The 14225-nt window shown below is 64.7% G+C and carries 12 protein-coding genes; 11 read left to right on the top strand and 1 reads right to left on the bottom strand.

The features are described from left to right. Positions 1–80 precede the first annotated feature (80 nt). From oxlT to ACE10W_RS12590, 4 genes are all read left to right on the top strand, one after another. On the top strand, positions 81–1403 hold the full coding sequence (gene oxlT, locus ACE10W_RS12605; protein ID WP_028172221.1) for an oxalate/formate MFS antiporter: 1323 nt from the start codon (positions 81–83) through the stop codon (positions 1401–1403). Positions 1404–1603: 200 nt separating this feature from the next. Continuing rightward, a complete protein-coding gene (locus tag ACE10W_RS12600) occupies positions 1604–2032 on the top strand; it encodes a CBS domain-containing protein (protein ID WP_028172222.1) in 429 nt (142 codons plus the stop codon). 100 nt (positions 2033–2132) lie between these two features. Continuing rightward, a complete protein-coding gene (locus tag ACE10W_RS12595) occupies positions 2133–3152 on the top strand; it encodes a 2-dehydropantoate 2-reductase (RefSeq protein WP_011085931.1) in 1020 nt (339 codons plus the stop codon). Further along, on the top strand, positions 3152–3937 hold the full coding sequence (locus ACE10W_RS12590; protein ID WP_304551873.1) for a fumarylacetoacetate hydrolase family protein: 786 nt from the start codon (positions 3152–3154) through the stop codon (positions 3935–3937). Before ACE10W_RS12595 ends, ACE10W_RS12590 begins: the two co-directional genes overlap by 1 nt. Positions 3938–3947: 10 nt before the next feature. Here ACE10W_RS12590 and ACE10W_RS12585 read toward each other — a convergent pair whose 3' ends face one another. Continuing rightward, positions 3948–5057: an IS630 family transposase gene (locus tag ACE10W_RS12585; RefSeq protein ID WP_304548173.1), complete on the bottom strand. Its 1110-nt coding sequence runs from the start codon at positions 5055–5057 to the stop codon at positions 3948–3950. A gap of 366 nt (positions 5058–5423) precedes the next feature. Between ACE10W_RS12585 and ACE10W_RS12580 the strand changes: the two genes are divergently transcribed. The 7 genes from ACE10W_RS12580 (at position 5424) to ACE10W_RS12550 (ending at position 14012) form a co-directional block, all read left to right on the top strand. Continuing rightward, complete coding sequence (locus tag ACE10W_RS12580; protein WP_304551871.1) at positions 5424–6830, top strand: hypothetical protein; 1407 nt, start codon at positions 5424–5426, stop codon at positions 6828–6830. A 178-nt stretch (positions 6831–7008) separates the two neighbouring features. Next, positions 7009–7212 (top strand): hypothetical protein, encoded by a 204-nt coding sequence (locus ACE10W_RS12575; RefSeq protein WP_018647766.1) that lies wholly within the window; start codon positions 7009–7011, stop codon positions 7210–7212. A 58-nt stretch (positions 7213–7270) separates the two neighbouring features. Continuing rightward, a complete protein-coding gene (locus ACE10W_RS12570; protein WP_304551859.1) occupies positions 7271–7918 on the top strand; it encodes a hypothetical protein in 648 nt (215 codons plus the stop codon). A gap of 175 nt (positions 7919–8093) precedes the next feature. Next, positions 8094–9251 (top strand): IS481 family transposase, encoded by a 1158-nt coding sequence (locus tag ACE10W_RS12565; protein WP_110116441.1) that lies wholly within the window; start codon positions 8094–8096, stop codon positions 9249–9251. Positions 9252–10265: 1014 nt separating this feature from the next. After that, complete coding sequence (locus ACE10W_RS12560) at positions 10266–11261, top strand: nitronate monooxygenase family protein (RefSeq protein WP_304551857.1); 996 nt, start codon at positions 10266–10268, stop codon at positions 11259–11261. A gap of 237 nt (positions 11262–11498) precedes the next feature. Beyond that, positions 11499–12467: a zinc-binding dehydrogenase gene (locus ACE10W_RS12555; protein ID WP_304551856.1), complete on the top strand. Its 969-nt coding sequence runs from the start codon at positions 11499–11501 to the stop codon at positions 12465–12467. A gap of 171 nt (positions 12468–12638) precedes the next feature. After that, entirely contained in the window at positions 12639–14012 is a 1374-nt protein-coding gene (locus ACE10W_RS12550) for a cation-efflux pump (protein WP_271555886.1), read from the top strand. Positions 14013–14225: the final 213 nt, after the last annotated feature.

Here is a 14225-nt window from a genome sequence, read left to right as displayed (position 1 = left end):
GACGATAAGCCACAATATTTGCGACATCAGGTCATCTTGGCAACCGGTGTCGACCAGACAAGCGCGTTGGGAGGTTCTTGATGATTTCCAGCACGGACGGCGCCGTCACGGCCGCGCCTCTTCGCACAGGTTTCCGTTGGTTCCAGCTTGCCATGGGCATCGTCTGCATGGCGATGATCGCCAACCTGCAATATGGCTGGACGCTGTTCGTCGATCCGATCGATGCGGCCCACCATTGGGGACGCGCCGCGATCCAGCTCGCTTTCACCATCTTCGTCGTCACCGAAACCTGGCTGGTGCCGGTCGAGGCTTGGTTCGTCGACAAGTACGGCCCCCGCATCGTCATCATGTTCGGCGGCGTGATGATCGCGCTGTCCTGGGTGCTCAACTCCTACGCCGACTCGCTCACCCTGCTCTATGCGGCCGCGATCGTCGGCGGCATGGGCGCGGGCGCCGTCTACGGCACCTGCGTCGGCAACGCGCTGAAATGGTTTCCCGACCGCCGCGGCCTCGCCGCCGGCGCGACGGCCGCCGGCTTCGGCGCGGGCGCCGCGCTCACCATCGTGCCGATCGCGACCATGATCGCCGCAAGCGGCTATCAGAGCGCGTTCTTCACCTTCGGCATCGGCCAGGGCCTGATCGTCTTCGTGCTCGCCTTCTTCATCCAGCCGCCGCGGATCTCGATCCCGCCGAAGAAGAAGCAGCTCAACCTGCCGCAGACCAAGATCGACTTCACCCCGCCGCAAGTGCTGCGCACCCCTATTTTCTGGGTGATGTACCTCGTCTTCGTCATGGTCGCTTCCGGCGGCCTGATGACCGCGGCGCAGATCGGCCCGATCGCACACGACTTCAAGATCGCCGACACGCCGGTGACGCTCGCCGGCTTCCAGATGGCGGCGCTGACCTTCGCGATCTCGCTCGACCGCATCTTCGACGGGTTCGGACGTCCGTTCTTCGGCTGGGTCTCCGACACGATCGGCCGCGAGCACACCATGTTCATCGCCTTCGGCACCGCCGCGGTGATGCTGCTGACGCTGTCAGCCTACGGCCACGTTCCGATCGTGTTCGTGCTCGCGACCGCCATTTACTTCGGCGTGTTCGGCGAGATCTACTCGCTGTTCCCCGCGACCTGCGGCGACACTTTCGGCTCGAAGTTCGCGACCACCAACAACGGCATGCTCTACACCGCGAAGGGCACCGCCTCCCTGCTCGTTCCGCTCGCAAGCGTGATCTCGGCAACGTACGGCTGGAAGGCCGTGTTCGTGGTCGCGGTCGCCTTGAACGCGACGGCGGCGCTGACGGCGCTGTTCGTGATCAAGCCGCTGCGCCGCTCCTTCATCCTCGGCAAGGAAGCCGAGAGCGCAAGCCCTGCAACGGGCGACGCCAAGACCGAGACGGCGTGACAAGCCACACACTTTGCACGGTTGAAAAAGGGGCGCAGAATGCGCCCCTTTCTTTTTGGCCAAGGTTTTTGGCCGAGGCCGGAGGCACCGCAAACGTCAATAATGCTGTCGCAAGATTTTTCGGATCCGCCAAATCCAGCGCTTGACGATTGGCATTATGTATACCACACTTACCTCGTCATTCACCTAGGGAGGTTGCAATGCTGGTCGGAGACATTCTGCGCAAGAAGACGCCGCGCGTTGTCACGGTGCGAATGAACGAAACGGTGGGTATCGCCGCCAAGCTGATGCGCGCCAACAACATCAGCGCCCTCGTGGTGAAGGACGTGGTCCGCTCCGAGGGCAACACCGCGGTCGGCATGTTCACCGAGCGCGACGTGGTGCGCGCCGTCGCCGAGCACGGCGCCAATGCCATCAACGTCAAGGTCTCGCAGCTCGTGTCGGTGCAGCAGCTCGTCTCCTGCACCTCGAGCGATACGATCGAGCACGTGCGGCATCTGATGAACCGTCATCACATCCGCCACCTGCCCGTGATCGACGATTACAGCCTCATCTCCGTCATCAGCATGCGCGACATCGCCGCTGCCGTTGACGAGGCGATCAACGGCACGCCGCAAGCAGCAGCTTAAAGCGCCACGACCCTTCCCCTGCGACTACCGGCCCCGGCTCGGATCCCTCCGCGCCGGACCGGATCCTTCGTCCCAAAATCCGGTCACCCGCGAGGATTTCATGAAGATCTGCATCTACGGCGCCGGCGCAATCGGCGGATATCTCGGGGTTCAGCTGGCGCGCGCCGGCGCCGACGTCAGCCTGGTCGCACGCGGCGCGCATCTCGCCGCGATGCGCGAGCGCGGCCTGACGCTTCTCGCGGGCGACGAGACGCACACCGTGCATCCGCGCTGCACCGACGATCCCGCCGAGCTCGGCGTGCAGGACTACATCATCATCACGCTCAAGGCGCATTCGATCACCGGCGTGATCGAGAAGATGCAGCCGCTCTTGGGCCCGCACACCCGCATCGTCACCGCGGTCAACGGCATCCCCTATTGGTACTTCTACAAGCACGGCGGCAAATACGAGAATTCGACGCTGGAGAGCATCGACCCCGGCGGGCGGCAATGGCGCGAGATCGGCGCCGAGCGCGCCATCGGCTGCATCGTCTATCCCGCCACCGAGATCGAGGCGCCCGGCGTGATCCGCCACGTCTACGGCAACAATTTCCCGCTCGGCGAGCCCTCCGGCGAGATCACTGGCGACGTGCAGCGTCTCGCCGATCTCTTCGTCGCAGCCGGGCTGAAGGCGCCGGTGCTCGACCGCATCCGCGACGAGATCTGGCTGAAACTCTGGGGCAATGTCTGCTTCAACCCGATCAGCGCGCTCACGCACGCGACGCTCGACGTGATCTGCACCGATCCGGCCACACGCGCGCTGTCGCGCGCGATCATGGTGGAGACGCAAGGCATCGCCGAGACGTTCGGCGTCAAATTTCGCGTCGATGTCGAGCGCCGTATCGAGGGCGCCCGCAAGGTCGGCGCGCACAAGACCTCGATGCTGCAGGATCTCGAGCGCGGCCGTCCCATGGAGATCGACCCGCTCGTCACCGTGGTGCAGGAGATGGGCCGTCTCACCGGCATTTCCACGCCCGCACTGGACTCGGTGCTGGCGATGGTGACCCAGCGCGCCCGCATCGCCGGTCTCTATGACGGTGTCTCCGCGCCCACCGATCCCCGCGCGCTGGCGGTGGCGTGATGACCGGCGGGATCAGGAAATGGCTGCGCTTCCGGAATAATGGAGCGACCGGTTTCGGCACGCTGACCTCATCCGGCATCAGCGTGCACGAGGGCGAGATGTTCGGCCGCCATGCAGCTACCGGCAGGACGCTGGCGCTGTCGGAGGTCGAGCTGCTCGCACCCTGCGCGCCCAGCAAGATCGTCGCGCTCTGGAACAACTTTCACGCGCTCGCGGCCAAGCTGAACCAGCCCGAGCCGCCGGAGCCGCTCTACCTGCTGAAGGCCACGACCAGCATCGCGGCCCCCGGCGCGGTGATCCGCCGCCCCTCTTATTACGACGGCAAGACCACCTATGAGGGCGAGCTCGGCATCGTCATCGGCAAGACCTGCGCCCGCGTCTCGCCTGGCGAGGCCGACAGCCTCATCTTCGGCTACACCTGCGTCAACGACATCACCGCCAACGACATCCTGACCAGCGATCCCACCTTCCCGCAATGGGCGCGCGCCAAGGGCATCGACGATTACGGCCCGTTCGGCCCCGTCATCGCGACCGGCCTCGATCCGGCCAAGCTCGTGGTCCGCACCATCCTCAACGGCGCGGAGCGGCAGAACTACCCGATCTCGGACATGATCTTCAGCGCGCAGGAGCTGGTGAGCAGGATCTCCCACGACATGACCCTGCTGCCCGGCGACCTCATCGCGGTCGGCACCTCGGTCGGCGTCGGCGTGATGAAGGAGCCGGAGAATACGGTCACCGTCGCGATCGACGGGATCGGCGAGCTCACCAACGAGTTTCGGCTCTAGTCACGTGAATCTAAAGTTCGCCACATAAAGTCTGCTGGGCTTTGTGGCAGAAGCGTTTGACGGAAGCCAAGATCTGGTCTGCGGACTTGGTCCATTTGAAGGGCTTCGGGTTATTGTTGTGCAGTTCGATGAAGGTACGGATGTCGGCCTCGAGTTGCCTGACGGAGGTGTGAACACCTCGCTGGATTTGCTTTCTGGTGAGCTCAGCGAACCAGCGCTCGATCTGATTGATCCATGACGCGGAAGTCGGCGTGAAGTGGACATGATAGTGCGGCCGGCGAGCGAGCCACGCTTTGATCTTGGGTGTCTTGTGGGTGGCGTAGTTGTCCATGATGATATGGACAGCGAGCCCCTCAGGGATTTGAGCGTCGATCTCTTTGAGGAACTTCAAGAACTCGACCGCCCGATGGCGCTTGTAGCATTTGCCAATGACAAAGCCGGAAGCGACATCGAGCGCGGCAAACAGCGTGGTCGTACCATGCCGCACATAGCTGTGGGTGCGACGTTCCGGCACGCCCGGCATCATCGGCAGGACCGGCTGCTCGCGATCCAGGGCCTGGATCTGGCTCTTCTCGTCGATGCTGAGGACAAGGGCTCGGTTCGGTGGGGACAGGTAAAGCCCGACAATATCGCGCACCTTATCGACGAATAGGGGATCGCTCGACAGCTTGAATGTCTGGCTGCGGTGCGGCTGCAAGCCGAACGCCGTCCACATTCGGCGGATCGTGGTGTGAGAAAAGCCAGTTTCGGCGGCCATCGAGCGGATCGACCAGTGCGTCGCGTCGCGCGGCGTCGTACGCAATGTCCGCTCGATTACCTCAGCAACCTGATCGTCGTTGATGGTTCGAGGACGGCCAGGGCGGGCTTCGTCAAGCAGGCCATCACAGCGGTCCTTCAAAAATCGGCGGCGCCACTTGCCAACCGTGTGTTCGTGGAGGCCGAGTTCGGCAGCTACCGACTTGCTTGGCAAGCCATCCGCACACCGCAGGATCGCGCGGCAGCGCTCAGATAGCGATCGGGCAACGCGATGACGACGAACCTGCCTCTCCAAGTACGCCCGCTCCTGCGGGCTAAGAACCAGCGGCGCGATCGGCCGGCCTCGCTCACCTGCATTCGCCACGAGCTCTCTCCTCTGTAGAGATTCGAGCTATCAACTAATGTGACGAACTTGCGTTCCAGATGACTAGCTCCCGTCGTCATTCCGGGGCGGCGCAAGGCGCCGAGCCCGGAATCCATTTATCCGCAGTCTCTGCCGGCCCGATGGATTCCGGGCTCGCGACTTCGTCGCGCCCCGAAATGACAGCGAAGGGCCGCAGCCCCCTCGGGAAAACTCGGCACCTCATGCCGCTCTCCACCGTTCAGCTGATGCAATCAGTCGTGGATCGCGCGGCCGGATACATACCGCTCCCCCGCGCGCCCCTTGATCTCGGTTCCGCTCTCCAATAGCAATCATGGCGAAAATGTGTGCCGGCGTGAGGAAGTCACGATGTGGCTGTTTTTCCTGGTTGCCTGGTTCGTCCTGCTCGCTGCCATCGCGATCTTCGCCCAGCAGGCGTTCGGTTACGACGTCACCCATCTGCCCGCCTTGTTTGCGGGCCTTCCCATGCCGCAGCGCATCGCGACCGGCGCGCTGCTGGCCGTGTCGCTGGCGCTGATCTGCGCAACCGCCTTTCGGCTCTCGCGCCAGGATCGGCGACTGGGCAAGCTGCGCGACCGCCTGAAGAAGACCCGCGAAGACGTCGTCGTCGCCCACGCCCTGCAAAACCACCTCGACGCCACCGTCCAGCACCTGATCGAGAGCGACCCGAGGGAGGCCGTCTCCACCCTTCACGACAAGCTGGGCGAGACCGAGCAGCGCGCCCTGCTCCAGCAGGGCCGCAACGAATCCACCGACATGCACGACCAGCTCGCCGAGATCCGCCGCCGCCAGCAAGGCCTGCGCGAGATGGTCGGCAAGGTCGCCGAGCAGCGCCGCGCGGTCGAGCCGATTTTCACCGAGATCCGCGACCGCCAGAACCAGCTCGAACGGTCGCTCCACGACATCGAGACCGACGACCGCAAGAACAACCTCGCCGACCGGCTCAAGGACATCGCGCACGACATCTCGGCGCTGCTCGCGCGGGTGAACACGGTCCAGGACACGTTCGCGACCCTGAACCAGTACAAGGAAGATCTGGCGAAATCCCACGCCGAGCTCATGCCGCTGCGATCGACGGACGCCGGTATCAACGCGCTGATCAGCGAGCTCGGCCTCAGCCACGACCGCCTCGCCAAGAGCATCGACGAGCTCGAGACCGGCGGCGAAGCGCCGCTCGGCACCCGCGTCGAGACGCTGTCGAAGAACAGGATCGAGATCGAGCAGCGCCTCGCCCGCATCGACGACAGCTTCAACATCCTCAAGGCCATCCGCCTCGACTTCGAGGAGCTCGGCCAGCGCCAGGCCCAGCTCGAACGCTCGCTTGCGGAGATCGAGACCGATCCCGACGGCAAGACCCTCGCCGACCGCCAGAACGCGCTGAACGATTTCGTCCTCCAGTCGCGCCAACGCCTCGGCGCGTTGCAGGAGACGCTGGCGACGTTGAACGCCTTCAAGACGGACTTGTCGAAATCGCAGGCCGACCTCGTGCCGCTGAAGGCTCCGGTGTTCGGCATCGAGGCGCTGATCGCGGAAGTCGGAACCACCCGCGACCTCCTCGCCAAAACCGTCGGCGAGATCGAGGCGAACGGCGGCGTGCCCCTCGCCTCGCGCGTTGACGCGCTGGCGAAAAGCAAGCGCGACGTCGAAGACCGCCTCGCCCGCATTTTCGACAATTTCAATGCGCTCGATGCCTTGCGCAAGGACATCGGCGGCATCTTCTCGACGATCAGGAACAGCCTGAACCGGATCGGGTGAGGAAACGCTCGCGGCCGTGGACGCTGCCGAAACATCCAGACACATCACATCTCCGCGCGCCCGACATATGCCGCCAACATGTCCCGCGCGCGCCGCAACTTGGACGCATTCGGCCGCCCTTCTGTGAGGCGTGTCTGGGGGCACGGCACTGCCGTGTTTGGACCAAACCTTCAGGGGTATGACTGTGAAGAAGATTGTATTTGTTCTGGGTGCGACGCTTGCTCTGGTGACGGCTGCGAACGCTGCCGATTTGCCGCGCCGGCAGCCCGTGCCTGTCTATCCGGCGGAGCAGGCGCCGATCGGCAAGATGCCGATTGGCAAGAGCCCGGTTGGCAAGGCCCCGATCGGCAAGGCGCCCGGCCCGGTCGCGGCGCGCTACTGACGCACGGCGACATACGCGCAGCATCTGCGTAAGCGGCCGACAGTCGAGGGGGCACAGCGTGACGAACAAACCTGATCGATCGGGATCCTGCATCCTTGCGGGGTTCGCGCTCGCGGCGATGATCGCGTGCACGACGCCCTCGGCCTCGGCCCACGAAGCGAACAAGCGCATGGCCGACGCCAATGCGCTTGCGACGACCGACACCGCATCGCGACCGGCGCCGCAGTCGCGGCGGCCCGTCGCGCGTGCGGAGAAAGGCCCCTACTACGTCGACTTCCGCGCCCGGACGGCGGCGAGCTGGGGCCACGCCTTCGTCTGGTACGGCAAGACCAGCGAGCGCGTCGTCGAGGTCGCGGGCCTGACGCCCGCCGGCGACACCCTTGCTTACGTGCTCGGTCACCTCACCTGGGTGCCGTCAGAGACCGGCGCTAGCTACGGCGATCTCGATCCGGAATATCTGACCGCGAGCTATCGCGTCTATCTGAACGAAGCCGACGCCAAGCGCGTGTTCGCCTACATCAAGAAATTGCAGTCGAGCTCGCCGGTCTGGAACGCCGAGACCACCAACTGCACAGGCTTCATCGGCGACATCGCCGAGTTCATGGGCTTGAAGGTCCCCTACCGCTGGCAGCGCCCGGAGAACTTCGTCAACAGCCTCAAGGAAATGAACGGCGGCCGGCAGATGGTGCGGCTGTCGGCGGAGTAGCCGAAGCCTCAAAGCCCTTGCGGGCTACGACATCTCGCGAACATTCGGGTCCCGTTATCACCCCCTCGCTGTCATTGCCCGCGAAGTGTTTAGCCCGGAGACATGACTGACGGGTGTTCGGGGACATGGTTGACACGTCAAAATCGGCTCGATTCGTCAAACAAGGGGGCGAGCGATGCCGTGGCGCGAGGTGTCTGTCATGGATCAACGGCGAGAGTTTGTGATGCTTGCCAAGCAGGAGGGAGTGAACCGGCGGAAGCTGTGCCGGCAGTTCGGCATCAGCGCCCAGACCGGCTACAAGTGGATCCAGCGGTACGAAGCGGGCGATGCGACGTTGGCAGACCGGTCGCGACGACCTCATCACAGTCCGGAGCGTACAGCTGCTGCGACCGAGCAGCAGATTGTCGAGCTGCGAGATGCGCACCCGGCCTGGGGTGCGCGCAAGCTCGCGCATCGCCTGAAGCGCAATCGGCAAGCCACTCCCGCGATATCGACCGTGCACGAAATTTTACGCCGTTACGATCGTGTGAAGGAGCCCGCGGGCACGCCTGGACAGCCCTATACTCGCTTTGAGAAGGATGCGCCCAACCAGCTTTGGCAAATGGACTTCAAGGGGCACAGTGCGCTGGAGAACGGCGTGTCTTGTCATCCACTGACGACGCTAGACGATCACTCGCGCTTTTCCTTATGCCTGGCAGCCTGTGACAACGAACGAGGCTCGACGGTACGAGGACATCTTGAGGCGACGTTCCATCGCTACGGACTGCCGGATGCGATGTTCGTCGACAATGGCGGCCCCTGGGGCTTCACCCTTGAAGACCCCTGGACCACGCTGACGGTGTGGCTTCTCAAGCTCGGCGTCCGCACGATCCACAGCCGGCCCTATCATCCCCAGAGCCGAGGCAAGAACGAACGGTTCCATCGCAGCCTGAAGGCCGAGGTTCTCGCCTTCAAGCGCTACCGGGACCTTGCCGATGTCCAGCGGGCATTCGACCAATGGCGAGCCGTCTACAATCTAGATCGGCCGCACGAGGCATTGGGCTTCGATGTGCCCGCAAGCCGTTATCGACCAAGCCAGCGCCTCATGCCGGATCGCCTTCCAACGGTGGAGTACGACGAGGGCGAGATCGTCCGTTCCGTCTCCACCACGAAGGCCTATGTCAGCTTCAAGGGACGGCTCTGGAAAGTCCCGCAAGCCTTCCGTGGTGAGAAACTCGCCATTCGTCAGCTCAGTGCTGAGGGAAAGTTTGGAATATTCTTTGCCGCTCACCAGATCGAAACGATCGATCTACGTAACCCCAAAAGTGTCAACCATCTCCCCGAACAGGTGTAAGCTATGTGCCCGGGCTGAACAGAAGGCGGGCAATCCAGTATTCCAGAGGCGGCGCGGTAACACGGAGACGCCGCGGCGTACTGGATGCCCCGGTCAAGCCGGGGCATGACAGCGTAGGGTGGAGCGGCACCTCGCCCGTCGGGCAAGACACCCCGCACAAATCTCCCGCCTCGCCTGTCAATCCGCCGCCGCAGATATATTCCACTTTACCGAAATTCGGATTTGTCGTACACACGAAACACCCTGGCCCGAGACAAGGGGCGGATCGCGATCGTCACGAACCGCGGGCCGGGCAGCGATGGACGCGACGGCGTCGGGCGCGGGCAGCATTGCAGGGCGGGAAACCGTGAGCAAGGAGCGCTCGCACGAACGACACGGCGCCGACAGCGTCTTCGCATGGCTTCGGGTGCGAGCACACGCCAGCTCTCGAAGTCCCAGCGAGGACGTGCGCGGACGGCGAAGTCGTGTGGTCCTGACGCCCGGGGTCTGTGCGTCAAGTCTTGTGGTGATATGCGCGGCCCGACCGGACCGCGTGCATCAGCCATCCGCAAGGCGACGGGGGCAATAGTGCATCGCTCCCCGGGGAGAGCACGAAGTAAGCCGTAACCCATCGCGCAGGGAAGGCCGGGCGTCCGGCGAGACCTGTGGTCCACCCCGTGTGCATCTTTTGTAGCGCACGGACTTGCGGGTGCCAGCCGCGCCCGGCCTTCCCTGCGCCCTTGTTCCGATGAGGGCAATGCGATGAAGCAGAGCTCGGGCGGACCATGCCGCGAGAAGGCGAAGGTGTGCCTTGCGGTATGGGAGCGAGTTGCGGCCGCGAGCTTGATTTTATGACCGTCATGACGGGACGAATACTGCAGCCCCCAATTATCCGTCCCACGGAATCTCCCCACCTCCCGCATGATCGCCCCGCCCTCACCGCACGCCGGCGCAATAGACTTTTGCCGACCTCGGCGGCATCCTGCCGCCATCAATCGATAACAGGGCCTGCCACGCAGGCGGGGGAAACGCATCATGTTGCAGACACGGTTCACCAGGCTTGTCGGCGTCGAGCACCCGATCGTCCAGGGCGGCATGCAATGGGTCGGGCGCGCCGAGCTGGTCGCCGCCGTTGCGAATGCCGGCGCGCTCGGCTTCATCACGGCGCTGACCCAGCCGACGCCTGAGGATCTGACCAAGGAGATCGCGCGCTGCCGCGACCTCACCGACAAGCCGTTCGGCGTCAACCTCACCATCCTGCCCGCGATCAAGCCGCCGCCCTACGCCGAATACCGCGCCGCCATCATCGAGAGCGGCATCACGGTGGTCGAGACCGCCGGCAACAAGCCGCAGGAGCATGTCGACGAGTTCAGGAAGCACGGCGTCAAGGTCGTGCACAAATGCACCAGCGTCCGCCACGCGCTCTCGGCCGAGCGCATGGGCGTCGACGCCATCTCGATCGACGGGTTCGAATGCGCCGGCCATCCCGGCGAGGACGACACGCCCGGCCTGATCCTGATCCCGGCCGCCGCCAACAAGGTCAAGATCCCGATGATCGCCTCCGGCGGCTTCGCCGACGCGCGCGGCCTCGTCGCGGCGCTGGCGCTCGGCGCCGAGGGCATCAACATGGGCACCCGCTTCATGGCCACCAAGGAGAGCCCGATCCACCAGTCCATCAAGGAGAAGATCGTCGCCAATGACGAGCGTGAGACCGAGCTGATCTTCCGCACCATGCGCAACACCTCCCGCGTCGCCAGGAACGCGGTCTCGACCAAGGTCGTCGCCATGGAGAAGGAAGGCGCCAAGTTCGAGGACATCCGCGAGCTCGTCGCCGGCGCCCGCGGCAAGATGGTCTATGCCACCGGCAACTCCGACGAAGGCATCTGGTCGGCCGGCCAGGTCCAGGGCTTGATCCACGACATCCCGAGCTGCGCCGAGCTCGTCTCCCGCATCGTGTCCGAAGCGCAAGCCATCATCAGAAGCCGGCTGGAGGAAATGATCGTTCAGCCGCAACGCGAAGCGGCGGAATAATTCGCTGAAGTGATTTGAACACGACGCCCGCCACGCCGAAGGTATGCTCCCTCGCCCCGCTTGCGGGGAGAGGGTTGGGGTGAGGGAGAGTCTCCGCGCTGACGGTGACAATTGGACTCGCGGAGACTCCCCTCACCCGCCGCGCGTTCCGCGCGTCGGCCTCTCCCCGCAAGCGGGGAGAGGCGAAGAACGGCACCGCTCTTCACCTACAAACTCAATTGAGCTCCGAGGTAATGCATGAAGGCTTACGTCTACGGCCCTGAGGGCGCTAGGATTTCCGACGTCGCTCAACCAAAACCTAAGGGCACACAGGTGCTCGTCCGCGTCCGTGCCTGTGGCTTGAACCGTGCCGACACCGGCATGCGCAAGGGCCACGCCCATGGCGCAGCGGGCGGGGTCGGAACCGTGCTCGGCATGGAATGGGCCGGCGAGGTCGCCGAGCTCGGACCGGATGCCAAGGGCGTGAAGGTCGGCGACCGTATCATGGGCTCGGGCGGCGCGGCGTTTGCCGAGTACACGCTGGCCGATCACGGCCGGCTGTTCCGCGCGCCCTCGAACATGAATTTCGAGGAGGCCGCCACCCTGCCCGTCGCGCTCGCGACCATGCACAACGCGGTCGTCACCGTCGGCGGCGTGCAGGCGGGCCAGAGCGTGCTGATCCAGGGCGCCAGCTCCGGCGTCGGCCTGATGGCGATGCAGATCGCCAAGCTCAAGGGCGCCAAGCTGGTGATCGGCTCGTCGACCGACGCCTATCGGCGCGGCCGGCTGACGGAGTACGGCGCTGACCTCGCCGTCGACTCCTCCGATCCCAAATGGGTCGAGGAGGTGCTGAAGGCAACGAACGGCGAAGGCGTCGATCTCATCGTCGACCAGGTCTCCGGCAAGGTCGCCAACCAGAACCTCGCCGCCACCAGGATCAAGGGCCGTATCGTCAACGTCGGCCGGCTCGGCGGCACCCATGCCGATTTCAACTTCGACCTGCACGCCGCGCGCCGCATCGACTATGTCGGCGTCACCTTCCGCACCCGCACCATCGAGGAAGTCCGCGAGATCTTCGAGGAGGTCCGCAAGGACATCTGGGGTGCGGTGGAGTCGCGGAAGCTGCAACTGCCGATCGACAGGGTGTTTGCATTCGCCGACATCGACAAGGCGTTCGAGCACATGGAAGCGAACAAGCATCTGGGGAAGATTGTCGTGACGGTGTGAGGGTGGCCGTCATTCCGGGGCGGCTCGAAGAGCCGAACCCGGAATCTCGAGATTCCGGGTTCGCCCTTCGGGCGACCCGGAATGACATCGTGACCGCTCCTGCAACTCACTAGCGACTACGCCTGTGGATCATCGCTTGATGTCCCGCGCCGGGCTGCTAAATCCCCCGCCATGACCTCCCAGCACAACAAGACCTCGGTCGCGGCCATCTCGATCTTCGCCAGCGGCGGCATGGCGGCGGCGAAGTTCGTGGTCGGCGTGGCGATCGGCTCGCTCGCGCTGATCTCGGAAGCCCTGCACTCCTCGGTCGACCTGGTCGCAACCATCATCACCTGGGCGGTGGTGCGGGTGTCCGACAAGCCGGCCGACGACGAGCACCATTACGGCCACGGCAAGCTGGAGAGCATCTCCGCGCTCGGCGTCACCGCCCTGCTCTACGTGCTCGCCGGCGGCATCCTGGTCGAGGCCTACAGCCGGCTGCGCGAGGGAACCCCGCCGCCGACCATTTCGGCCATACCGTTCGTGGTGCTGGTGATCGACATCGTCGTCAACCTGTGGCGCGCCCGCGCCCTGCACCGCGCCGCGCGGGAGACGCGCAGCCAGGCGCTCGCCGCCGACGCGCTGCACTTCGCCTCCGACGTCATGGGCTCCTTCGCCGTGATCGTGGGCCTGATCCTCGCCGCTCTCGGCTTCTGGTGGGGCGACGCGGCGGCGGCCGCGGCGGTCGCGGTGATGATCGCGGCGCTCGGCCTGCGCATGGCCGGCTCGACCGTGCAGACGCTGGTCGACCGCGCGCCGGAGGGCGCACAGGAGAAGGCCACGGCCGCGATCCGCAGCGTCCCCGGCGTGATCGGCGTCGAGCGGCTGCGGGTGCGCATGGTCGGCGCGACCACCTTCATCGACACCATCGCAAAGGTGCCGCGGACCTATCCGATCGACCGCGTCGAGGAGATCAAGCGCAAGGTGCAGGCCGCCGTCGACAAGGCATTCGGCGATGCCGACCTCACCTTCACCCCGGTCCCCGTCGCCCGCGACAACGAGACCGTACGCGACCGCATCATGGTGATCGCCCGCAATTCGAGCCTCGCCGTCCACCACGTCACGGTGCACGACCTCGGCGCCAAGCTGATCGTCAGCATCGACCTCGAGGTCGACGCCGGCATGCGGCTCGACGCCGCCCACGACGTCGCCAACACGCTGGAGCGGAACATCCAGGAGGAGTTCGGCGCCGACGTCGAGGTCGACGTCCATATCGAGCCTCTGGAACCGGAACTGCCGTTCGGTGTCGATGCCGCGCCGGAACGGGTGCAGACCATCGCCGCCGCACTCACCGAATATGCCGCCGGCAGCGAGATCCACGACATCCACAATGTGCGCGTCCGCAACACCGACGCCGGCGAGATCGTCAACTTCCACTGCCGCGCCACGCCGTCGATGAGCGTGATCAAGGTGCACGAGCATGTCGACGCGATCGAGCGCGCGTTGCGCCGCGCGTTCCCGAGCGTGAAGCGCGTGATCAGCCACGCCGAGCCGCCGCGCACGTGACGCAGAATGTGCGAGGAGTCACACGTTCTCGTTTCGGACTCGTCACGCACGTGAGTTTGCGGGCACGCGACGCGCAAACTGCTCATTGGATAAGAATAAATTCGCGTTAACGATTCGTTGACTCTCGACAGCCCGGCAAAACTGGATTCAAATCGGTGTGATTCGGAAGCGATGTGGGGCTGCTTCCGAACTCAAGTTGCAAGCAAGTTTTCC

The sequence above is a fragment of the Bradyrhizobium sp. B025 genome (genome assembly GCF_042257955.1).
Lineage (GTDB): Bacteria > Pseudomonadota > Alphaproteobacteria > Rhizobiales > Xanthobacteraceae > Bradyrhizobium > Bradyrhizobium diazoefficiens.
This window is presented reverse-complemented; position numbering and strand designations above follow the sequence as displayed.

What these genes read in the sequence shown, in the direction of transcription:
- ACE10W_RS12555 (WP_304551856.1), top strand. Translation starts at nt 11,499, where the DNA reads ATGAAGGCTTACGTCTACGGCCCTGAGGGCGCTAGGATTTCCGACGTC.
- ACE10W_RS12565 (WP_110116441.1), top strand. Translation starts at nt 8,094, where the DNA reads ATGCCGTGGCGCGAGGTGTCTGTCATGGATCAACGGCGAGAGTTTGTG.
- ACE10W_RS12595 (WP_011085931.1), top strand. Translation starts at nt 2,133, where the DNA reads ATGAAGATCTGCATCTACGGCGCCGGCGCAATCGGCGGATATCTCGGG.
- ACE10W_RS12575 (WP_018647766.1), top strand. Translation starts at nt 7,009, where the DNA reads ATGACTGTGAAGAAGATTGTATTTGTTCTGGGTGCGACGCTTGCTCTG.
- ACE10W_RS12600 (WP_028172222.1), top strand. Translation starts at nt 1,604, where the DNA reads ATGCTGGTCGGAGACATTCTGCGCAAGAAGACGCCGCGCGTTGTCACG.
- ACE10W_RS12560 (WP_304551857.1), top strand. Translation starts at nt 10,266, where the DNA reads ATGTTGCAGACACGGTTCACCAGGCTTGTCGGCGTCGAGCACCCGATC.
- ACE10W_RS12580 (WP_304551871.1), top strand. Translation starts at nt 5,424, where the DNA reads ATGTGGCTGTTTTTCCTGGTTGCCTGGTTCGTCCTGCTCGCTGCCATC.
- ACE10W_RS12590 (WP_304551873.1), top strand. Translation starts at nt 3,152, where the DNA reads ATGACCGGCGGGATCAGGAAATGGCTGCGCTTCCGGAATAATGGAGCG.
- oxlT (WP_028172221.1), top strand. Translation starts at nt 81, where the DNA reads ATGATTTCCAGCACGGACGGCGCCGTCACGGCCGCGCCTCTTCGCACA.
- ACE10W_RS12550 (WP_271555886.1), top strand. Translation starts at nt 12,639, where the DNA reads ATGACCTCCCAGCACAACAAGACCTCGGTCGCGGCCATCTCGATCTTC.